Source organism: Longimicrobium sp., from assembly GCF_036387355.1.
Lineage (GTDB): Bacteria > Gemmatimonadota > Gemmatimonadetes > Longimicrobiales > Longimicrobiaceae > Longimicrobium.
The window spans coordinates 1-19,806 of the sequence record NZ_DASVTX010000216.1; the positions used below are offsets into that span (position 1 = coordinate 1).

The following is a 19,806-nucleotide window of genomic DNA, read 5'->3' on the forward strand; positions in this document are numbered from 1 at the left end:
ACCGGCGCGCGGCCGCCTGCACCTCCGCCGGCGTGATCTGCTGCAGGAACGTCCGGTCGATGAGGTACTCATCCTCCACCGTCCGCAGCGCGCCGCCCTCCAGATAGTGGCTCACGTACTGCCCGGCGAACTGGGCGCTCGTGGTCTTGGCCCGCTCGGCGTAGATCTGCTCCCAGCTGCGCAGTGATTCCACCCGCTCGCGCTCCAGTTCCTCCGCCGTGAAGCCGTACCGCGCCGCGCGTTGCAGTTCCGTGAGCACGGCGGCCAGCCCGCGCTCGGCGCCGCCCTGCGCCACGGAGGCGTTGAGCGCAAAGGTCGACAGCGGGCGCAGCGAGCCGCCCAGGTACGAGCCCACGTTCAGGAACGGCGCGCCGGGCTGCAGGCTGATGTCGTTCATCCGGTCGCTGATCATTCCCGAAAACATGCTTTCGGCGACGGACTCGCGGTACACGGCCAGGGAGGTGTCGCGCCGAGCGGGGCGGTACCAGTTGATGCTCACCGTGGTGCCGGGAAGCTCCGGATCCACCGTCACCAGCGTGCGCGTGCTGTCGCGCGGGGGCACGGTGTTGGGCGTGCGCTCCGGCGTGCCCGGAGAGCGCGGAATGCCGCCGAACTCCGCGCGGATCATACCCTCCACCTCGCGCGGCTCAAAGTCGCCCACCGCCACCACGGCCATCAGCTCCGGCCGGTACCAGTCGCGGTAGAAGCGGCGCAGCGCCTCGGGGCGAAAGGTGCGCAGCAGCTCCGGGTCGCCGATGGGAAGCCGTTCCGCGTAGCGCGATCCGGCCAGCAGAAAGGGGAACTGGCGGTCGGAGATGCGTGATCCCGCGCCCAGCCGCCGCCTCCACTCGGAGAGCACCACGCCGCGCTCCGCCTCGATCTCCGCCGAATCCAGCGAGATTCCCGTGGCCCAGTCGCCCAGAATGCGCATTCCCGTGCTCACCACGCCCGCGCTGTCCGTGGGCAGCTGCAGCATGAACACGGTTTCGTCAAAGCTGGTGTAGGCGTTGATGTCGGGCCCGAACCGCATGCCGACGCGCTCGAGGTAGTCCACGATCTGGTGCTTGGCAAAGCGGCGCGTGCCGTTGAACGCCATGTGCTCCAGAAAGTGGGCGAGCCCGCGCTGGTCCTCCGCCTCCTGCGTGGAGCCGGCGTTGACGACGAGCCGCAGTTCGGCGCGGGCGCGGGGCTCGGCGTTGCGGCGGACGTAGTACACCAGTCCGTTGGGCAGCGTGTCGATGAGCACCGACGTGTCGCCCCGCAGCCCGGCCCGCAGCTCCGGCGGGTCCGCTGCCGGCGCCGCGGCTTCCCGGGCCGTGTCCGCCGCGGGGATCTCGCGCCCGCCTGCCGGCGCGGGGCCTTTCGCGGACGGGCGCGCGCAGGCGCCGAGGAGCAGCGCGGCAGAGACAACGGAAAGGGTCGAAAAGCGCGTCATCATGCGGTTTCGGGAAAAAAGAGCGGAATCGATGCAAGCCTTCGGTGAATCAACCGGCGTGCGCCCGTGGTGGTCCCACCCACGGGCGCAGGTTCCCGCATGCGGCGGCGGATGAGAAACGTCAGCGCGCCAGGTTCAGGTTCACGTACTCCGGCTCGCCCGTCACGTCGCGCTCCACGCAGTCGCGCAGCCAGTCGGGGAGGGCGACCTCCGTATCCTCCGACGGCAGCTCGATCTCCGCCAGGAAGAGGCTGCGGTCGCGGAAGCGGTCGATCTCCCACGTGAAGTCGCCGTCGCGCACGCGGTAGCGCACCTTCTGCACGCGCCGGCCGCGGGTGAGGCTCCACAGGCGGCGGAAGATGAGCTCCGTCGTCTCCTCCTCCAGCTCCATGCGGCTCAGCCCCGAGCCCATCTTGATGGTGCGGTAGAACTTCGTCGTCCCTTCGCGCCGCACCCGGCGGACGCGCTCGTTCAGCCGCTCGCCGGGCACGTAGCCCTGCACGATGTCCGTCCGCACGGCGCCTTCCGGAAGCACGGGCATGCCGCGGAGCAGGTACTTGCGCTCGATCTCACGGTTCTCGCCGCCGGATCGCAGGCGCGCGACGAGTTCGGCGACCCCGGCGAAGAACGGCTCGGCGCCGTCGCCCAGCCACTCGGCTTCCACCTCGGCGTAGCGCGCCTGCACCTCGGCCTGCGCGATGCCGGCCAGCGCCGCCAGCCCGTCGCGCGGCTCGTCGTCATCCTCCTCCAGGTCGCCCAGCGCATCGGCGATGACGCCGGCGGCCACGTGGGCGTCGTGCATCTGCCCCAGCGTCTCCTGCAGCGCCTTGATGCGCTTCACCAGCGCGGAGGCGCCGGACAGTTCGCCGCCGAAGGGCTCGATCAGGTAGCGCAGCCGCTTGGCCGCGATGCGCCCCTCGTGCGCCACCTCCTGCATGTCAACCGAGCGCACCTCGGCCAGCCGCTCCCGCAGCTCCGCCGCGTGGCGCTCCACCAGGTCCGCGAGAACAAGGCTCATCCGCGGCAGCTCACGCGGATCGGCCGCGTCCACGTGGCTGGTGTAGTGCTCCAGCCGGTCCTGCAGGCGCCGCCGCTCGCGCGCAAAGTCGTGCGCCACCTCGTCGCGCAGCGCGGTGCCCAGCTTTGCCTGCCGCTTGCGCAGGCGCCGGTCCAGCCAGTCGGGGCCGGCGGAGGGCACGCCCTCGCGGCGCGACTGCACCCATTGGATGAGGACTTCGCCGTCGCGGCTGTCGCCCGTGGCGTGCGCCAGCTTGCGCAGCCGCCGCCGGTCGCGCCCGCCGATGGACTCGTCCACGTGCTCCGCGTACGCCCGCAGCGTGCTGCGCAGCCGGCGGATGGCGACGCGGAAGTCGTGCAGCGCCTCGGAATCACCGGGGTCGTCCAGCCGCGCGCGCGCCTCGTCCGCCTCGTGCAGAAAGCGCAGGGCGAGCCACCGCGCGGCCCGCGGCGCGGACAACTCCAGCAGCACCGCCGCGCCCTTCATTCCGCCTCGCCCAGCGTGCGGAGCTGCCTGGGCGTGAGCGCCCAGGCCAGCACCGCGTTGCCGCCCGCGGGGGGATCGTCGAACTCCAGCAGCACCGCGCCCCCCTTGCGAAAGTCGACGAACGAATCGTTGCGGGCCGTCAGCAGCCATCCGGCCAGGAAGCCCAGGTGCGGCTCGTGGCCCACCACGGCCACCGTGCTGCCGGGCTTCTGCGCGCGCAGCCACCCCAGCAGCTCGTCCGGCCGCCGCTCCGGCGACAGCTCGGCGATGGTGTCAAACGGCAGGTCGTCGTATTCCGCCGCCACGATCTCCGCCGTCTGCGTCGCGCGCACCAGCGGCGACGAGGCGAGCACGTCAATGCGCGGGGCCACGGCGCGCAGACCGCGCGCGGCGCGGCGCATCTTCTTTCGTCCTTCGTCCGTCAGCGGGCGCTGGGTGTCGGGCCTGCCCGTTCCCGCCCACTCGTCGCGCGTTCCCGCCACTCCGTGCCGAATCACCAGCAGCTTCATTCCGTGCTCCCCCGGTCATCCCCGCCCACCGGCTCCGCGCCGGCCCGTTCCGTTACACATCCTTGCAGGATTCGTCCCGGACGCGCGGCGCGGACCTTCGGCGTGCTTCCAGCCTGGCGCCGACTGAAGAATCCCGCCCGTGCCTCGCGCGTGAGCGAATGAGTGCGTGGCGCGCGGCGCACCGTCGGACGCGGCCAGGAATGCCGGGCGTGCCACGCCGGCCAGCGGTGTACCCGACATTTCGGGGCGGGATTCTTCGACTGCGCGCCACGATTCGGAGCGGAAGAGAATTCTGCGCAGCGCTCCGCTCAGAATGACGCTCAGGCTCCGAGGCGCGAAGCGAGCAACGCTTGCCGCACGCTCTGAGCGAGCGGCGTTTGCGCTCCTCGGCCGGCGCCGCTTCCGAAGCGCCCAGGCCGCCCGGGCTCAATCGTCCCAGCCGTCATCGGCCGCGTCGACGGTTACGTCTGCGGCGCCGTCCGGGCCGTAGGCCACGTGCACCGTCCAGGGACGGCAGCAGACCTCGCAGTCCTCCACGTACTCCTGCCGCGGCCCGCTGCCGGGGTCCAGCACGATCTCCACCGTTTCGCCGCAGTACGGGCAGACTACGGAGGCGCCGGTGTCCGCGGTGCCGTCGCCGAGCGGAAAGTCCGCTTCCAGGCCGGCATCGTCTTCGTCGGGGGGAATCTGGATAAAGATCATCCCTCAACATGGGCCGCGCGGCCGCGTTCACCAAGGGCGGCGCTTGCCGGGGCGGCATGCGCGCGGGTACAATCCGCCGGTCCCGCGAGGCCTCCATCGCGCGGACCGTCCGGCCTCCACCCGATCATCCACCTCCGCTGGAGCTGAGCCATGGCACTCGTACCTCGTCGTTCCCCCGCGCTGGCCGTGCTGGGCCTGTCCGCCCTGCTGGGCGCCTGCGGCACGCAGACGCAGCCCGAGCAGCCGTCCGCCACGCCCGCCGCCGCCCCGGCCACCGCTCCCGCCGCCGCGACCACGCCCGCCGCGCGCCCCGCGCCCGCCAGCCCGCGCGACACCGCGCGCGCCACGCTGGCCGGCCAGACGGTGATGGTGGACTACGGGCGGCCGTACATGCGCGGCCGCACCATCATGGGCGGGCTGGTGCCGTACGGGCAGGTGTGGCGCACGGGCGCCAACGCGGCCACCACGCTGGTCACCGCCACCGACGTGAGCATCGGCGGCACGCGCGTTCCGGCGGGGACGTACACGCTGTACACGCTTCCCGGGCAGAACGAGTGGCAGCTCATCATCAACCGCCAGACGGGGCAGTGGGGCACCGTGTACGACCAGGCGCAGGACCTGGCGCGCGTGCCGCTGCGGATGGAGCGCACGGCCGCGCCGGTGGAGCAGTTCACCATCCGGCTGCAGCCCGCGGGCAGCGCGCTCACCCTGGTGATGGAGTGGGAGAACACCCGGCTGACCGCGCCCATCCAGCCCGTGTCGGGAACGGAGTGACGGACGGCATGGAATCCGAGTACCGGACCGCGGAGCACGCGGAGCCGTTCCGCCGCTTCGGGGAGTGGATGGAGCGGGTGCTGGCGGCGCAGGTCAAGGAGCCCACCGCCATGTCGCTGGCCACGGCCGACGAGGGTGGGCGCCCCTCCAACCGCATGGTGCTGCTCAAGGGCTTTGACGAGCGCGGCTTCGTCTTCTACACCAACCTGGAAAGCCGCAAGGGGCGGGAACTGGCGGCCAACCCGCACGCGGCGCTCTGCCTGTTCTGGCAGCCGCTGGAGCTGCAGGTGCGCATCGAAGGCGCGGTGGAGGCCGTCAGCGCGCAGGAGGCGGACGAGTACTACAACTCGCGCGCGCGGGGCAGCCGCATCGGCGCGTGGGCCAGCACGCAGAGCCGTCCGCTGGCCTCGTACGACGAGCTGATGCGGCGCGTGGAAGAGTTCGAGGCGCGGTTCGCCGAGGGCGACATTCCGCGCCCGCCGCACTGGTCGGGGTTTCGCGTGGTGCCGGAGCGCATCGAGTTCTGGCAGGGGCGGGCGAGCCGGCTGCACGAGCGCGAACGCTTTGACCGCGACCCGGCGCACCCGGGCCGCTGGCGCGTGCAGAACCTGTATCCCTGATCGCGGCCGCACTTTCGTACTCTCGTACTTTCGTACTGCTTTTCGGGCGTGCCCCTCCGCTGCGCTCCGGGTCGGGCTTCGCGCGCCGTAGGCAACGATACAGCCGTTGCCAACGGCGCCGAGCCCCCTCCGTTCCAGGGCAACGGTACTGCTGTTGCCCCTCCACTCCGGGTTCTCGGCCCTCCGGGCGCGAATCCCTCACGCGCCGGCGGCGCCATCCGCGCCCTTCGTCCGCCCTGATGCGGCGGCGGCCGTGATCCCGCGACCGCGGCTTCCTGATCATCCGCCCCCCCCCCCCGGGGCGACGGACGGCCGGGCACGCGCGGCGGCCGCATCCGCGCCATCGGCCCGCCGGACGGCTGCGGGCGTGCACGCGCGGCGGCGGCATCCGTGCCTGTCCGCCGGCTCCCGAACGACGAACGGCCCCGCGCTGGCGCGCGGGGCCGTTCTGTCCGCGTGTCTTTCGCGGTCAGTCGTCGTCGCGCACCGTGCCGCCGATGGTGCGAATGACCTCGCGGGCGCGGGCCACCGCCGCACGGGTGCGTGCCAGCAACGCCGCCTCCGGGGCGGGAAGCGCCTCCAGCAGGTCCGCGGGGGACGCGGGCTTTACGGCGGCGGCCTCGCGCTGCGCCGCCGCCACCCGCGCGGCGGCCACGCTCGCCGCGGTGGCGGACGCGGTGGCCGCCTCCTGGGCGTCGGCGGCGCGCTTCTCCGAGGGAGACGGGCTGTCCACCTGCGGGGCCGGGGCGGACTGGGCCGCCTGCAGAAGCCAGTCGCCCAGACGCTCGTCGGGCGCGTCGGCCCACGCATCGGGAATGGGACGCAGCCGCAGCCGCCCCGCCGGGCTCTCGAACGTCAGCCACCCCGCGGCAAAGGGGGCGCGGACGTTGGCGGTGTCTCCCGGACGGGTCTCCCAGACCTGCCAGAAGACGCCGTCGCTGTCCGTGAATTCCCTGTACGCCATGCCGCGGTCCGATGGGTGGTAATGATGAACGGGGGACGCCCTCGCGCCCCTCGGCAGTCCTGCAAGGATCGGTTCTCCGCCGCCGCAGCGGGAACGCTCAGTCCGGCCGCGCGCCCCAGCTTCCCTCGGCGTACACCGGGCCCTCGCCCGGCGCCGCTACCCGGAACCAGCGCCGCGGCCCATCGTCGTTCACCAGAAAGCAGACGCTCGCCGGCAGGGGAAGCGGGGCGCGAAAGGCGATGCGCATCCCCCGGAACTCCGCCGGGTCGCCGTGCAGGCAGTGCTCAATGAGCGTGTGCGCCGCCCGCGCCGCCGTGGCGTACCCGTGCAGAATGGGCGACCGGAACCCGAAGGGCCGCGCCGTGGCGGCCCACAGGTGGATGGGGTTGTAGTCGCCGGACACGCGGGCGTACCGCCGTCCCGCGCCCCCCGGCAGGTCCCACCGCACCAGCTCCACCCACCCGTCCGCGGGCGCTTCCGGCTCCGGCGCGGGCGGGCGGGGCGCGTCCGCCGGCAGCCCCTGCGCGGCCGTCCGCACCTGAAAGATAGAAGTGGACTGCGAGCACAGCTGCCCCGCGCCCAGCCAGTTGCGGGCGAGCACCGTAAGGCGCAGGCCGCGGCGCACCGGCTCCAACCGCTCCAGCTCCACCCGGCAGCGCACCACGTCTCCCGCCACCAGGGGCCGCGCGCACACCAGGTCGGTGGACAGGTGCACAAAGGCGCCCAGGGGCAGGGGGCGCTCCATCCCGGCGAACATCTCCAGCGCCAGCGCCGTTTCCCACGTGGCGGAAAAGAAGGGGGGCGCGGCGGGGCGCGCGGACCCGAACCCCTCGATCCCTTCGCCGCCGGTGGCGTGCGCATACGCCAGCACCCGCCGCGGGTCGATGGCGATGGCCGAGCGCTCCAGCGCCACCTTGCGCCGGGGCGCGGCGGAGTCCGGCGGGGCGGGCCGGCCGCGCGCCTGAATGCCGCGCGCCATCAGTCGCACCATGGAGCGCAGGGGCGAGGGGGGCTTTGCGCCCGGTTCCAGGTCGTTGATCATGCGCGCAGCATCTGCACCGCCACGCGCCGGTCACGCGGCCCGTCGAACTCGCACAGATACACGCCCTGCCACGTCCCCAGCAGCGGCTCTCCGCCGTGGACGATCACGGAAAGCGACGGGCCGAAGAAGCTGGTCTTGAGGTGGCTGTCGCTGTTCCCTTCCGCGTGCCGGTAGAACGGCTCGTCCCTGGGAATCAGCCGGTCCAGCTTGGCGAGCACGTCGTGCACCACGTCGGGGTCCGCGTTCTCGTTGATGGTGAGGCCGACGGTGGTGTGCAGGCTCTGCAGCACGGCCACGCCCTCGTCCACGCCGCTGCGGGCCACGAGCGCGCGCAGCGGCCCGGTAATCTCCACCAGGTCGCCGCGGCGGGAGGTGCGGACGCGGATTTCTTCCATGCTTCAGAGTAACGTGCGGGGTGAACATTCCCAAGAAGGGCAGTGCCTCAGTTCAGCGTCGGATCCCCGACAGGCGCGGCTTCCACGATCAGCGGCGCCTCGCGCACCTCGTTCTCGATGCGCACGATGAAGCGGTACACGCCCGCCACCGGAAACTGCAGCCCGACGAGGTTGAACAGCTGGTTGAACGTGGTGAACTCGCCCGCGGGCACCAGCGGTGCGCCGATCTCGCCGTTGGCGTCAAAGATCACCGTGCCGTCCGGCGCCTCCATGGTGATCTCCACGGGAAACGTGCGCCCCCCGTCCGCCGCGTCGGCCTGCACGCGAAAGGCGAAGATCAGCTTGGGATGCACCACGGGGAACGCCGCCGCGGTAATGCGGTCAAAGATCCCCATCACGTTCAGCTTGCCTTCCTGCGATACGTTGGCTTCGTCCGCCAGGATCGCCATTGGAATCTTCACTTGATCATGCCTTCCGGTTCAGCGGGCCTCGGGCGCCGGACAGCTGTCCGCGCCCTTTCGCACCCACATGGATGTCACGCGTGCCGCGTCGGGGAGCGAGTCCGCGGGGAGGTTCGCCGCGGTCCACGGCGCCGTCGCCGCGGTGTCCAGCGCAAAGCTGATCCCCGGCGCCGCGGGCGTCCACACGGCCACGGCGCCTTCGCCCGGGTCCGCGCACAGGCGGCCGTAGCGCGCCCGCAGGTCCGCCACGGTGGCGCCCACCTGCAGCCCCGCGCCCGTGCGCAGCCCCGCCGTGTCCACCACGATGCGGTCGATCACCCCGCTCGCCAGCACGAGCGTGACGGGGTTTCCCGCCAGCGACACGGCCAGCCCCCGCTCCGTCATCCCCTCCGCCCCGCGCCACGCCGTGTCCCGCGCCTCGGGGCACAGGGTGCGGACGTCCGCGGGCTTCATCCCCAGCCGCACCGGCCCGATGCCGTAACGCGACACGGCCACGTCGCGGATGCCGCCGCACCCCCCGGTGACCACCGCCGAGCCCGCGCGGATGCGGATGGTGTCGCGCCCCGCGGCGAGCTCCTTTCCATCCCCCGCCAGCAGCCGCGCCATGATGGCGAAGCGGCTCGCCGTGTCCGCCGGCGCCGCGGGGGTGCCGCGCGGGGCGGGCGGGGTGCGCACCGCCTGCGCGAACTCCGCGCTCTGCCCTGGCGCCAGCGTGCCGACCGTGAAGCGGACGGTGGTGTCCGCCGTGGCGCGGCGCGCGGCGGCGGGCTGAAAGCCGCGGCTGGCGGCAAAGGCTTCCGCGGCCTCCGTCGCCGAGTCGCGCAGCTGGACCCCCGCGGCGATGGTGAGGTGCAGCGTGGCCCCGGAGAGCGGCTGCAGCGTTCCGTTGACGACGGTGACGCGCAGCGTGTCGTCCTCGTTCCACGCCCAGTCGCGGGCCACGTACAGGCGCATCTCCACGTTGCGCGGCACCGTGCCCAGGTCCGGCGGCGGCGCCGCCGGCTTGTCCGCCGCCCGGTCGCGGCATGCAGCCGCCATCAGCGCCACCGCCGCCGCCGCGAGCGTTCGCGTCATCGCCCGTCCCCGCCTGGTCTCCATGGCCTCGTGGTTCCGTCCGTGCCGAGTGAAGCCGCGCCCGCGCGCGCCGTACGGAACATGGGGCGCGGCCGCGCCGTGCGCGAGTCCCGCTTTTGCGCGGCGCCCCGCATCCGTATGTTGTGCATCCGCGCGGGGAGGGTGCCCGCGCGACTCACCCGCGCCGAGGAACCATGCCGGAGCAGGACAACCCCACGCTGAACATCGCGCAGCGTACGCGCACCAGCACCGAAGACGAGCGGCTGCTGCAGTCGCCCAACGAGGCGCCCGCGGCGGCGGACGACTTTACCCGTTCCGATCCGTGGCGCGTCTTCCGGATCATGGGCGAGTTCGTGGAGGGCTTCGACAACCTGGCCCGCATCGGGCCGGCCGTCACCATCTTCGGCTCGGCGCGCACCCCGACGGACCACCCGGAGTACCAGGCGGCGCGGCACACCGCCCGGCTGCTGGGCGAGCGCGGCTTCGGCATCATCACCGGCGGCGGGCCGGGCGTCATGCAGGCGGCCAACCAGGGGGCCAGGGACGCCGGGGCGCTCAGCATCGGCTGCAACATCGAGCTTCCGTTCGAGCAGGGGATCAATCCCTACGTGGACGTCGCCATCAACTTCCGGTACTTCTTCGTCCGCAAGACGATGTTCGTGAAGTACGCCGAGGCGTTCATCATCTTTCCCGGCGGCTTCGGGACCATGGACGAGCTGTTCGAGGCGCTCACGCTCATCCAGACCGGCAAGGTGCGCGACTTTCCCGTGGTGCTGGTGGGGACGGCGTACTGGAAGGGGCTGATCGACTGGATCCGGGGCACCCTGCTGGCGGAGGGCAAGATCTCCCCGGAAGACGTGGACCTGCTGATGGTGACGGACTCGCCGGAAGAGGCGGTGGCGGCCATTGAAAAGTGCTACGTGGCCAACTGTTCCGACGGCGTGCGCAAGGACCGCCGCACCCGTCCGCGCGTCCCCGGCACCGCCGAAGGCACCCCCGCGGAGCCGCACAAGAACGACGCGCAATGACGGAAGTGCGTGAGTGCCGGGTGCGTGAGTGCGTGAGTGCGGTGGATCGCGGATCGCGTCACGGCTTGCCGAGGGAGGCGCGCAGGCCGGCCAGCATGCGCGCCACTTCCCGGCAGAGCGCGTGCAGCTTCTCGGCTTCCGCCGCGTTCAGGTAGCCGAGGTCGCACGCCAGATACACCTGGCTCTGCACCTCAAACACGGACCCGCGCGCAATCGCGAGAAAGTGGCGCATCTCCGCCCGGCTGTAGCGGCCAAAGCCTTCGGCGATGTTGGACATCACCGAGACCGACGCGCGGCGGATCTGGTCACGGAGGCCGAAGTCACGGCCGAATGGTCCTGCGCCCGTCGTGCGGTATACCTGGACGCACAGTTCGCGTGACCGTTGCCACACCACGAGATCCTCGAACGAGTCTACGCTCACGGGGATACCCTGTTTCAGGATGAACGTTGATCGCGAGCCGCTCCCAACCGGGCGGCCCGCGCACTCACGCACTCACGCACCCAGCACTCACGCACTGTTTCCATGTCTCAGAAAAGCAAGTTCTTGTCGGGGAAGAGGATCGAGCCGAAGCCGATCGGCGCCGGGCTGACCGTCACCGACCTGGTGGACGGGACGTTCCAGGCGTATAACGCGGCGCGGCTGCGGGAGGGGTGCCACCTCCTTACCCGCAAGATGCTGGATGACGACGTCACCGTGGGCCTCACCATGACCGGCGCGCTCACCCCCGCCGGCCTGGGGATGAGCTCCGTCATTCCGCTCATCGAGGCCGGCTTCGTGGACTGGATCATCAGCACCGGCGCCAACCTGTACCACGACACGCACTTCGGCATCGGGCTGGACCTGCGCCAGGGGAACCCGCAGATCAGCGACACCGTGCTGCGCGAAGAAGAAGTGGTGCGCATCTACGACATCTTCTTCGACTACTCGGTGCTGCTGGACACGGACGCCTTCTTCCGCAAGATCATCGCGGCCGACGAGTTCCAGAAGCCGATGTCCACGGCGGAGTTCCACTACCTGTGCGGCAAGTACGTTGCGGCGCGCGAGCAGGAGCTGGGGATCGGACGCAAGTCGCTGCTGGCGGCGGCGTACGAGCACGCGGTCCCCATCTACACCTCGTCCCCCGGCGACTCGTCCATCGGAATGAACGTGGCCGCCAAGGCGCTGCAGGGGAACAAGCTGATGTTCGACGTCAACGCCGACGTCAACGAAACGGCCGCCATCGTGCTGGAGGCAAAGCGCAGCGGCGGCAAGAGCGCCATCTGGATTCTGGGCGGCGGCAGCCCCAAGAACTTCGCGCTGCAGACCGAGCCGCAGATCCAGGAGGTAATGGGGATCGACGAGCGCGGGCACGACTACTTCCTGCAGATCACCGATGCCCGCCCCGACACCGGCGGCCTGAGCGGCGCCACCCCGGCGGAGGCCGTAAGCTGGGGCAAGATCGACCCGGACCGGCTCCCCGACGCCGTGGTCTGCTACCTGGACAGCACCGTCGCGCTGCCGATCCTGACCGCGTACGCCATGGACAACCACGCCCCGCGCACGCCCAAGCGCCTGTACGACCGGCGCGAGGCGATGATGGAGCGCATCCGGTCCGAGTACGACAAGTCCGAGCGCAACGAGGCTTCGCAGGAAGTGGCGCGCGAGCACGCCGTACACGAAGGCGGCATGCTGGACCGCGACCGCTGACGCGAGTCCGGAAAAACAACGCGAGCGGGGGAGCGGCTGCGCTCCCCCGCTCGCGTTTTGTCCCGACTCGCGGGCGTACGGACCAGCCCTTTTGAGTTGACGGATCGCCGGCCAGGCGAGAACTTGGTACCAGTTGTTTCCTCCCGCGCGCCGCCGGTCCCGCGGCATGTTTTCCATCCGACGCAGTTCTCCACGCATGATCAACCGCATCCTGGCCGCGCTCGGCCTCGTGCTGCTGGCCATTCCCCTGGCCGCGCAGCTGCCGCCGCCCCGACCCTCACTGCCGCGCAACGCCGACACCAACGACTGGCAGGCGTACTACGACTACGGCGTGCAGGCCATGCGCCTCGCGCCGGAACGCTCCTCGGACGCGTTCTACTGGGCGTCGCGGCTGGACCCATCGCGCGCCGAGCCGCTGTTCGGCAGCTGGGCGGCCTTCTACGCCCGCAGCCCGCAGACGTTCGAGGACAAGCTGCTGGGCAAGCCCGAGGTGTGGGGCCGGGCCGACGTGGTGGCCGCGGATTCCATGGTGATCCGCGCGGAGTTCCGGAACCCGTTCTTCCACCGCGGCCTGGAAGTGCTGGTGTGGGACAAGGTCGGGGTTCCGTGGCTGGCCACGCGCGAGAACATCGCGTGGATCGCCTACAACGCGCGGCTTTACGCGGTTGGTCGAGGGAGCCAGCCCCCGCGACGTACGGCGCCTGCGCTACTGGCGCGCGCTGGCCTACGTGAACATGGCGCAGTACGACAGCGCGCTCGCCGACATGAACTTTCTGCTGGCCGGCGCCCGCTCCGACGAGCAGCGGTTCATCATGCGCGGCGGGGACAGCAAGGAAGTGCTGGAGTACAGCATCGGGCTGCTGGAGCAGGCTCGCGGCAATGGGGAGGCGGCCAAGGCGGCCATGCTGCGGGCCATGGTGGAGAACGCCGGCTTTTACGCCCCGCACGCGGAACTGGGCCGCATCGCCCTGGCGCAAAACAATCCCGAGGAGGCGGTGAACGAGTACAGCCAGGCCGCCGAACTGAGCGGCACCGACGGGTTCGTGCGCTTTCAGTACGCGCAGGCGCTCTCCGCCGCCGGCCGGCACGATGACGCGGTGGCCGAGTTCCGGCGCGCGCAGGAGTTGGAGCCGTACTACGCAGACATCGACCTGCACCTGGCGGTCACGCTGGAAAAGGCCGGCAACCAGCCGGAAGCGCTGGTGGCCTACCGCCGCTTCGTGGAGCGCGCGCCCCGCCGCAACGCCGAGCAGATCGCCCGCGTGCAGGCCCGCATCCGCACGATCGAGTCCGCGCCCGCGCAGTAGCGCGCCGGCCGCTCACGAGGCGGACGAAACGAAAACGGGGGACGGCCACGCGGCCGTCCCCCGTTTTCTCCCCTGTTCTGGTCTCCCGCCCGGAAGCGCTGTTCCATTCAGCCGCCGGGCGGCATCGGGGCGGTCGCGACGCAGCTTGGCCGATGCCCCGCGGCTGCTGCAGGGCCTTACGCCTGCTGCAGAGCGCGCGTCCAGGCCTGGGCGCGGGCGGCCCGCGACCGGCTGTTCGGCTTGCGGTTCAAGCGTGACACAATGGCTTCCGCGCGCTCGTCCGCCTTGGCCACCAGCCGCGCGATCGCATCCTCAGGCTTGGGCGGCGCCGCAACCCGGGGCGGAAGCTTGAAAGGCGAGTTCATCGGTCAATCTCCCCATGAGGTGATCCTGAAAGACCCCGTCCCGCGGTGTCAGGCACCAGGTGACGGTGTGCTCAGGCGGGTACTGCAGGACGTCGTCGTTGTCTTCTACCCGGAACGCGGCTCGCAACCCGCGTTCCAGCTCCAGTTCCAGCATGCCGGGCACGCGCACCTGCCCGGGAAACAGCTTCTCGGCCTCTTCCAGGTCGATGACGAACCCGTGCGCCGGGTAGTCCATCGTGAGACGGTTCACCACTTCTTCGCTCGTTCCCAGCCGCGTTCCGTACTGGATGGCCACGTTGATCGCGCGTTGCATTTCGCCCAGGCGCATCGGCTCGATCTGCGCCGCGATGGGCTGCAGAAGCTGCGTGGCAATGGCGGTGGAGATGTCTGCCGCGGTTCGCGTGGTGATCACGCCGCCGCTGCCGCCCACGATTCCCAGAAAGTGCTGCTGAAAGATCGTGAACGCCTGCCGCGAAAGGATGGACAGCGACTGAAAGATGTCGAGCCCTGAGCTCCGGCTGGCCAGGGAATCCTCCTTGGACAGCTGGATGTCCAGCGGCCCAAGCTCGCCGAACGGCCCCATGACGATCTCGGTCGCGCCCAGCACCGCGAGCGTTCCCGCGCTCTTGCACGGCCCGAAGACGAGCACGGTCAACCGCTGGTAGGCGCGCTTGAGAAAGCGCGCCATGACGTACGCCGCGTCGGGATCGCCCCCGAAGGTCACCAGCACCAGAACGCAGTTGGCGCGGTGGCGGGCACCCTCGTAGGTCGCCAGGAACCGCTGCACGCTGCTCCGGTCGATGTCGCCGGAGTACATGTAGACGTCCGCGTCCTGCTCGTCCGAAAGCTTCTCGACCGCGGCAAAGAGCCAGGTGAGCGCTTCGGAATCCGGGAGGATCGTTTCTGCCACCTGGACTGCTCCTGTTCATGGTGCGCGAGTCCGGCGGCAGCGAATGCCCCCACCTGCTTCTCCACGGCTCGGAGCAGACCCGCCTGCTTCAGCACGACGCCCGGCGGGTCTGCTCCCCGCTCTGTGCTTCGGGCGATCCCCCGCCCCAAACCGTACGGCATGATACTGCCCTCGTTTGGTCCCGTCAAGCTCCATCCTGCCGCCCCGCAAGAGCTTACGGGCGCTGGAGTGCGCGTCTGTGGCGGCTTCTGTATGAATGTGGACGCGGGCCGGTGTTGCGGCGCAACGAGTTCACTCCTCCGCCGCCACCGCGCGGCAGATCGGCCGCGGACGCGCTATTCGCCTTTCCGCCGCTTCCGTGCCTCGCGCGGGTCGCCCCCGGAGGCGAGGTCGTCCTGCCGCACGTCCAGCACCTCCAGCGCCTCTGCCGCGGCCTCGGCGCCGGCGCCGTACAGAAATACCGGCACGCCCGCGAGGCGAATGGCTTCCGCCACGTCGATGCGGTCCTCGAAGGCGCACACCAGTTCGTACTCGCGCCGCAGCCGCGCCACCGCCTCCACCTTGAAGTAGCCCGCGGGGCGCCGCTCCCCGGCCGGGCGCATGATCAGGCGGTCGTACTCCGTAAGCCCGTTCGCTTCCAGCCACCGCTCGGTCTTTGGGCGCGTGTACTCCGGGCGTCCGGTAAGGAACAGGACGCGGATGCCCGCGGCGTGCATGGCGCGAAGCACCTCCATGCTCGCCGCGATGGGCGGGTCCTGGTCAATGGCGTCGAAGTACGACTCCCAGTCCCGTGCGCGGCCCTGCTCCACCTCCACGAAGTGGGCGCGCGCCGCGTCGTTGCTCAGGGTGCCGTCCAGATCCCAGATCATGGCGCGCGGCAGGCGCCCGGCCCCGGACCGCGGGGCGGGCGCCGGGGAGCCGTCGCCGGACGCGTCCGGGCGCGGGTCCGCCGTCATCCCTTCCGGGGCCGGGACGGGCGCACCTCGATGCGGGAGGGCAGCGTGCGCGGGTTCATGGCCAGCAGGTCCATCACAATGGCGGCGATGTCTTCCGGCTGGATCTTCCACGCGCCCGCCGCCGACGGCTCGTTGCCGCCAAAGTGCGTTTCCACCGATCCGGGCATGATGCAGCTCACGCGGATGTCCTGGTCGCGCACGTCCAGCATCATCGCCTCGCTGAAGCCCAGCAGCCCGAACTTGCTGGCGTTGTACGCGGCCCCGCCCGCGAACGGGTTCTTGCCCGCCAGCGAGCCGATGTTGATGATCCACCCGCCGCCCCGCTGGCGCATGAGCGGAATGGCCTCGCGGCAGCAGTAGAACACGCCGGACAGGTTGGTTTCCAGCACCGCCCGCCAGTCGTCCACCGAGATCTGGTCGATGGGGGCGAACTTTCCCACGCCGGCGTTGTTGATGAGGATGTCCACCCCGCCCAGCCGCTCGGTCGCGGCGGCCATCATCCGCTGCACGTCGGCGTACTCACGCTGGTCGGCGGCGATCCCCGCCACCGTCCCCGATCCGCAGAAGTCCAGCCGTTCCGCCGCGGCGCGCACCTCGTCCTCGTGGCGCGACGTGATGAGCACGCTGGCGTCCGCCTTGGCCAGCGCCTCCGCGACGGCGTACCCGATTCCCTTGCTGCCGCCCGTGACTACCGCCGTCTTTCCCCCCAGCGATCCCGGCATTCGATCCGTTCCCTGATGCGTGTGATGGCGTCCCGGCCCGCCCGCGCCGGTGACTTCCGGTTCCGGCGGAACGCGGGCGCAAGTCGCAGGCCCCGCACCCGGCAGCGCCTCCGCTGCGTCGGAAAAAAGCGTTCGGAAGGAAAACGAACAGGGACTCGCGCCCACCCGTGCGGCGCGAGTCCCTCCCGGTCGGCTCCCGGTTCCAATACAAGCCGGAAACGGTGTCCCAGCGTGCCTTCCGGCGTCAGGGGATGCCGGCCACCTTGTGCGTCTGCACCGAAAGGCGCCACGGTGGGCCCAGCTGCATTACCGTGTGGATCACCTCGCCGTAGTTGGGGCCGCCCACCGCGGGGACGTCCACCGCCTGCAGAAAGTAGTGGCCAAAGCGGGTGCCGTCCGCCATCCGCCGCACCGCGCCGGCGTCCGGGGTAATGCCCGGGGCCGAGGTGCCGGTGAACAGCAGCTTCAGTTCATCTCCCTCCTTCTGGACGAACTCGGCCTGCTTGGGCGACACGGTGAGCCAGTCCACAAGCGAGCGGTCCACGGGGCGGGAGCCGTTGCTCTCCATGGAGATGCGGTAGCCGCGGGCGCGGAGCGCGTCGGAAAGCGGCCGGTCGAACTGCAGGCTGGGCTCGCCCCCCGTCGCCACCAGCAGCAGCCCGGGAATTTCGCCGCCGAACCCCTCCGTCGCCACCTGCCGCACCAGCGCCAGCGTGCCTTCCAGGTCCAGCGTGTACTCCGCCTTCACCCAGTCGGTGTCGCACCAGGGGCACACCTCGTAGCCCAGGTTGCACCCCGCAAAGCGCAGGAACACCGCGGGCGTTCCCGCCTGTGCGCCTTCGCCCTGCAGGGTGGCGAACACTTCCTTGATCCCGTACTTCCTGGCCATCTCGCCCCGTTCGTTCGTTCCGTCCCATCGCGTGCCGCGCACAAGCTAACAGGGTGCGCCCCCGCGCTCCACCGGGCGTGCACTTCGCCCCTTTCGGCGGAAGCTGATACACCGCATTCCGGCCGTGGGGCGGCCCTGTCCCAAGTAGTCCCCCGCACTCCCCATCCAACACCTCCCGCATGGGCCGCAAGGGCGGGCTAAGTCCTTTGTCCTCAACGAACTCATGCGCGGGCCCACCCTGGCCCCGCGCTTGCCCCTGGGGGTCTGCGCAGGCGCCTTCCACCGGCGTCGTCCCAAGGGGGGACAGCGAACGGCCCTGTAGTCAAAAACAACCAATTCCGCAGCACCCTTCCTGCCCCACGCCCGCACCACCGGCCCTCCCACGCCGTCTACGCTGCCACCTCCCCCTGTGGGCCCGGAGCCTCCCCGCTCCGGGCCCTCTTTTCTTTCCCTCCGACGGCCGCGCGCAACATCCGCCGCCGGGACCGTGTACCACGACCGGGTGCCGCGGAACCGGCGCGGCACGAACGCCAATCGTACCCGTGTGGGGGAGGGATGAGGATGATCAGAACCAGCATTGCCGCGATCGCGCTCGCCGCGGCCGCGCTCACCATGAACGCCGCCGAACTCCGGGCGCAGACGCCGCCCGTGCTGCGTGTGACGGGAACGGGAGAGGTGCGCGCCGCGGCGGACCAGGCCGTCGCCGACTTTGCCGTGGAGACGCGCGCGGCGACGGCGCGGGAGGCCGGCACGCAGAACGCGAGCGCCATGGAGCGCGTGATCGCCGCGCTGGTGCGGGCGGGCGTGCCGCGCGACCGCATCGACACGCGCGACTACAACGTATTTCCCGAGTACGACCCGCGCCCCCGGCAGGAGGGCGGCGAGCCCGTCATCATGGGGTACCGGGTGAGCAACACGGTCTCGGTCACGCTGTACGAGCTGGACCGCGTGGGCGGGGTGATTGACGCGGCGCTCGCCGCGGGGGTGAACCGGGTGAACGGGGTGCGCTTCGGGCTGCGTGACCCGCAGCGGTTCCGGCAGCGGGCCATCGCCGACGCCGTGCGGCGCGCCCGTGCCGACGCGGAGTCCATGGCCACCGCGCTCAACGTGCAGCTCGGCGCAGTCCGCGAGGCCCAGACCGGCGCGGACGTGTACGCTCCGCCGCCGCAGCCCATGCTGATGGCGCGGATGGCGGGTGCGGAAATGGCGGACGCGGCCACCCCCATCACACCCGGCGAACTGGTGGTGCGCGCCACGGTTTCCGTGGTCTACGGCATCACGGCCACCATCAGCACAGCCCCGTAGGTCAGGGCAGGGTGAATGAAAAGGCAGCGCGGCCCGGGAGATCGCTCCCGGGCCGCGCTTTGTTGTCCGCCAGCGCCGCCGTCAGGCGTTGCAGGCGATCTGCGCGTTCGGCTGGCCCAGGTTGAAGGACAGGTAAAGCGGGACCAGAGATCCAAAGACGCCGCGCCCGTCGCCCACCACGCTGGAAATGCGCACTTGTCCGGACGGGTTGAACGATCCGCCGCGCACGCCGTTGATGTAGTTGCGGTCCGCCGCCGCGATCACCACGTCGGCCCGCACGCCCGGCGGCAGGCCGGTTCGCAGGTAGCGCAGCAGCCGCTGGTCCAGCGAAAAGCGGTCAAAGATGCCGAAATCCGTTGGCAGCACCAGCGTGGTGTCGCTCGACGAAACCGCCAGCCCCGTCAGCTCCAGCTCCGCGGGGGCAGAGATGCTGTCCGGCGCCACGCGGTCCAGCCCGGTAATGCGCAGCGGGGCCAGGTATCCGTAGGCCCCCCTTGACTGCGTCCACACGATGGGAAGTGGGGTGTTTCCCGGAACGGTGCACTCCCGCGGGCCGTCGCGCAGCCGCGAGCGGTAGGGGAACTGCAGGATGGCGTACGGCGCCGGGACGTGCGTGCGCCCGCGTGCCGTCTCGCCCCGCGTGGTCACGACGGTGAGGTCGTACACGGAATCGGGGTTCACCCAGTATCCGTACGATCCCAGCGACCGGTAGCAGCTCGCCTGAAGGTCCACCGAGTCCGCGTTGGCGTACAGCGGGTCCACGGTAATGCACTGGCTGGAATTCACCATCTCGAACCGGTAGCGCGCCCCACCGTTCCCCGTCACGAACACCTCCGCGCCGGGCTCGCCGGGGGAGAGTGCGCCGCGCACAGAGCGGTGCAGCAGAATGCGCTGCTCGGGCCGGTCCGTCCGCAGCACGGCCTCCACCACCAGCACGTCGTCGCCCCCCGCCTCCGTCACGTCGGCGATGGTGCACGCACCCAGGGCAGCGAGCGCAAACACAGCCGCCATCGATCGAAAGTGCATTCGCATCAGACTCTCACCCCGGTGCATTCATCCAGCACGACCGCCGCGGCAAGGGCGCCGGCAACGGTGTCTGCATCCCTCGTCATCCGCCCCTCGCGAACGCACCGCGCTGAACAGAGCCCGTCATCGTC

Annotated in this window: 21 protein-coding genes; 6 read left to right on the top strand and 15 right to left on the bottom strand. The window is 71.0% G+C overall.

Translation table 11 applies throughout. The features are described 5' to 3' along the window. The 4 genes from VF665_RS09480 to VF665_RS09495 all read right to left on the bottom strand — a co-directional run. A partial coding sequence (locus tag VF665_RS09480; protein ID WP_331053177.1) for a pitrilysin family protein occupies positions 1 to 1,435 on the bottom strand: 1,435 nt, incomplete at its 3' end. 121 nt (positions 1,436 to 1,556) lie between these two features. Further along, a complete protein-coding gene (locus tag VF665_RS09485) occupies positions 1,557 to 2,939 on the bottom strand; it encodes a CHAD domain-containing protein (protein ID WP_331053178.1) in 1,383 nt (460 codons plus the stop codon). Further along, a complete protein-coding gene (gene sixA / locus VF665_RS09490) occupies positions 2,936 to 3,448 on the bottom strand; it encodes a phosphohistidine phosphatase SixA (protein ID WP_331053179.1) in 513 nt (170 codons plus the stop codon). The genes VF665_RS09485 and sixA overlap by 4 nt, the downstream gene beginning before the upstream one ends. 426 nt (positions 3,449 to 3,874) lie before the next feature. Continuing rightward, positions 3,875 to 4,150 (bottom strand): CPXCG motif-containing cysteine-rich protein, encoded by a 276-nt coding sequence (locus tag VF665_RS09495; protein ID WP_331053180.1) that lies wholly within the window; start codon positions 4,148 to 4,150, stop codon positions 3,875 to 3,877. Positions 4,151 to 4,300: 150 nt separating this feature from the next. On the opposite strand from VF665_RS09495, the gene VF665_RS09500 reads away from it, so the two are divergent. Continuing rightward, positions 4,301 to 4,924, top strand: coding sequence for a DUF2911 domain-containing protein (locus tag VF665_RS09500; RefSeq protein ID WP_331053181.1), 624 nt, complete (start codon positions 4,301 to 4,303; stop codon positions 4,922 to 4,924). A gap of 8 nt (positions 4,925 to 4,932) precedes the next feature. After that, positions 4,933 to 5,544, top strand: coding sequence for a pyridoxamine 5'-phosphate oxidase (gene pdxH, locus VF665_RS09505; RefSeq protein WP_331053182.1), 612 nt, complete (start codon positions 4,933 to 4,935; stop codon positions 5,542 to 5,544). A gap of 469 nt (positions 5,545 to 6,013) precedes the next feature. On the opposite strand, the gene VF665_RS09510 is transcribed toward pdxH, so the two are convergent. From VF665_RS09510 to VF665_RS09530, 5 genes are all read right to left on the bottom strand, one after another. Then, on the bottom strand, positions 6,014 to 6,508 hold the full coding sequence (locus VF665_RS09510; RefSeq protein ID WP_331053183.1) for a hypothetical protein: 495 nt from the start codon (positions 6,506 to 6,508) through the stop codon (positions 6,014 to 6,016). Between the two features lie 97 nt (positions 6,509 to 6,605). After that, positions 6,606 to 7,550 carry a MaoC/PaaZ C-terminal domain-containing protein gene (locus VF665_RS09515; RefSeq protein WP_331053184.1) on the bottom strand — a complete coding sequence of 315 codons (945 nt, stop codon included), beginning with the start codon at positions 7,548 to 7,550 and terminating at the stop codon, positions 6,606 to 6,608. Further along, a complete protein-coding gene (locus tag VF665_RS09520; RefSeq protein WP_331053185.1) occupies positions 7,547 to 7,945 on the bottom strand; it encodes a secondary thiamine-phosphate synthase enzyme YjbQ in 399 nt (132 codons plus the stop codon). Before VF665_RS09520 ends, VF665_RS09515 begins: the two co-directional genes overlap by 4 nt. A gap of 47 nt (positions 7,946 to 7,992) precedes the next feature. Beyond that, positions 7,993 to 8,406, bottom strand: coding sequence for a DUF6941 family protein (locus tag VF665_RS09525; protein ID WP_331053186.1), 414 nt, complete (start codon positions 8,404 to 8,406; stop codon positions 7,993 to 7,995). A gap of 18 nt (positions 8,407 to 8,424) precedes the next feature. Further along, a complete protein-coding gene (locus VF665_RS09530) occupies positions 8,425 to 9,480 on the bottom strand; it encodes a hypothetical protein (RefSeq protein WP_331053187.1) in 1,056 nt (351 codons plus the stop codon). 194 nt (positions 9,481 to 9,674) lie between these two features. On the opposite strand from VF665_RS09530, the gene VF665_RS09535 reads away from it, so the two are divergent. Beyond that, on the top strand, positions 9,675 to 10,508 hold the full coding sequence (locus tag VF665_RS09535; protein WP_331053188.1) for a TIGR00730 family Rossman fold protein: 834 nt from the start codon (positions 9,675 to 9,677) through the stop codon (positions 10,506 to 10,508). Between the two features lie 58 nt (positions 10,509 to 10,566). On the opposite strand, the gene VF665_RS09540 is transcribed toward VF665_RS09535, so the two are convergent. Beyond that, positions 10,567 to 10,929 carry a four helix bundle protein gene (locus VF665_RS09540; protein ID WP_331053189.1) on the bottom strand — a complete coding sequence of 121 codons (363 nt, stop codon included), beginning with the start codon at positions 10,927 to 10,929 and terminating at the stop codon, positions 10,567 to 10,569. Positions 10,930 to 11,031: 102 nt separating this feature from the next. Here VF665_RS09540 and VF665_RS09545 point away from each other — a divergent pair, with 102 nt between their 5' ends. Continuing rightward, positions 11,032 to 12,195 (top strand): homospermidine biosynthesis protein, encoded by a 1,164-nt coding sequence (locus tag VF665_RS09545; RefSeq protein WP_349263118.1) that lies wholly within the window; start codon positions 11,032 to 11,034, stop codon positions 12,193 to 12,195. 665 nt (positions 12,196 to 12,860) lie between these two features. Continuing rightward, positions 12,861 to 13,502 (top strand): tetratricopeptide repeat protein, encoded by a 642-nt coding sequence (locus tag VF665_RS09550; protein WP_331053191.1) that lies wholly within the window; start codon positions 12,861 to 12,863, stop codon positions 13,500 to 13,502. 312 nt (positions 13,503 to 13,814) lie between these two features. Here VF665_RS09550 and VF665_RS09555 read toward each other — a convergent pair whose 3' ends face one another. From VF665_RS09555 to VF665_RS09570, 4 genes are all read right to left on the bottom strand, one after another. Then, the gene (locus VF665_RS09555; RefSeq protein ID WP_331053192.1) at positions 13,815 to 14,777 is read right to left on the bottom strand and encodes an SDH family Clp fold serine proteinase; all 963 of its coding nucleotides are present in this window, start codon (positions 14,775 to 14,777) and stop codon (positions 13,815 to 13,817) included. Positions 14,778 to 15,112: 335 nt separating this feature from the next. Continuing rightward, positions 15,113 to 15,733: an HAD family acid phosphatase gene (locus VF665_RS09560; protein ID WP_331053193.1), complete on the bottom strand. Its 621-nt coding sequence runs from the start codon at positions 15,731 to 15,733 to the stop codon at positions 15,113 to 15,115. Beyond that, the gene (locus tag VF665_RS09565; protein WP_331053194.1) at positions 15,730 to 16,455 is read right to left on the bottom strand and encodes an SDR family oxidoreductase; all 726 of its coding nucleotides are present in this window, start codon (positions 16,453 to 16,455) and stop codon (positions 15,730 to 15,732) included. The genes VF665_RS09560 and VF665_RS09565 overlap by 4 nt, the downstream gene beginning before the upstream one ends. Positions 16,456 to 16,699: 244 nt before the next feature. Further along, the gene (locus VF665_RS09570) at positions 16,700 to 17,344 is read right to left on the bottom strand and encodes a hypothetical protein (protein ID WP_331053195.1); all 645 of its coding nucleotides are present in this window, start codon (positions 17,342 to 17,344) and stop codon (positions 16,700 to 16,702) included. Positions 17,345 to 17,905: 561 nt separating this feature from the next. On the opposite strand from VF665_RS09570, the gene VF665_RS09575 reads away from it, so the two are divergent. Continuing rightward, on the top strand, positions 17,906 to 18,649 hold the full coding sequence (locus VF665_RS09575) for an SIMPL domain-containing protein (protein WP_331053196.1): 744 nt from the start codon (positions 17,906 to 17,908) through the stop codon (positions 18,647 to 18,649). An 81-nt stretch (positions 18,650 to 18,730) separates the two neighbouring features. Here the strand turns inward: VF665_RS09575 and VF665_RS09580 are convergent, their stop codons facing one another. Further along, on the bottom strand, positions 18,731 to 19,660 hold the full coding sequence (locus VF665_RS09580; protein WP_331053197.1) for a DUF4249 family protein: 930 nt from the start codon (positions 19,658 to 19,660) through the stop codon (positions 18,731 to 18,733). Positions 19,661 to 19,806: the final 146 nt, after the last annotated feature.

Excerpts from the sequence above, each read along its gene's own strand:
- VF665_RS09515 (WP_331053184.1), bottom strand. The coding sequence starts at position 7,550 with ATGATCAACGACCTGGAACCGGGCGCAAAGCCCCCCTCGCCCCTGCGC.
- VF665_RS09530 (WP_331053187.1), bottom strand. The coding sequence starts at position 9,480 with ATGACGCGAACGCTCGCGGCGGCGGCGGTGGCGCTGATGGCGGCTGCA.
- VF665_RS09575 (WP_331053196.1), top strand. The coding sequence starts at position 17,906 with ATGATCAGAACCAGCATTGCCGCGATCGCGCTCGCCGCGGCCGCGCTC.
- VF665_RS09570 (WP_331053195.1), bottom strand. The coding sequence starts at position 17,344 with ATGGCCAGGAAGTACGGGATCAAGGAAGTGTTCGCCACCCTGCAGGGC.
- VF665_RS09535 (WP_331053188.1), top strand. The coding sequence starts at position 9,675 with ATGCCGGAGCAGGACAACCCCACGCTGAACATCGCGCAGCGTACGCGC.
- VF665_RS09495 (WP_331053180.1), bottom strand. The coding sequence starts at position 4,150 with ATGATCTTTATCCAGATTCCCCCCGACGAAGACGATGCCGGCCTGGAA.
- VF665_RS09560 (WP_331053193.1), bottom strand. The coding sequence starts at position 15,733 with ATGACGGCGGACCCGCGCCCGGACGCGTCCGGCGACGGCTCCCCGGCG.
- VF665_RS09485 (WP_331053178.1), bottom strand. The coding sequence starts at position 2,939 with ATGAAGGGCGCGGCGGTGCTGCTGGAGTTGTCCGCGCCGCGGGCCGCG.
- VF665_RS09545 (WP_349263118.1), top strand. The coding sequence starts at position 11,032 with ATGTCTCAGAAAAGCAAGTTCTTGTCGGGGAAGAGGATCGAGCCGAAG.
- pdxH (WP_331053182.1), top strand. The coding sequence starts at position 4,933 with ATGGAATCCGAGTACCGGACCGCGGAGCACGCGGAGCCGTTCCGCCGC.
- VF665_RS09500 (WP_331053181.1), top strand. The coding sequence starts at position 4,301 with ATGGCACTCGTACCTCGTCGTTCCCCCGCGCTGGCCGTGCTGGGCCTG.
- sixA (WP_331053179.1), bottom strand. The coding sequence starts at position 3,448 with ATGAAGCTGCTGGTGATTCGGCACGGAGTGGCGGGAACGCGCGACGAG.
- VF665_RS09580 (WP_331053197.1), bottom strand. The coding sequence starts at position 19,660 with ATGGCGGCTGTGTTTGCGCTCGCTGCCCTGGGTGCGTGCACCATCGCC.
- VF665_RS09510 (WP_331053183.1), bottom strand. The coding sequence starts at position 6,508 with ATGGCGTACAGGGAATTCACGGACAGCGACGGCGTCTTCTGGCAGGTC.
- VF665_RS09520 (WP_331053185.1), bottom strand. The coding sequence starts at position 7,945 with ATGGAAGAAATCCGCGTCCGCACCTCCCGCCGCGGCGACCTGGTGGAG.
- VF665_RS09565 (WP_331053194.1), bottom strand. The coding sequence starts at position 16,455 with ATGCCGGGATCGCTGGGGGGAAAGACGGCGGTAGTCACGGGCGGCAGC.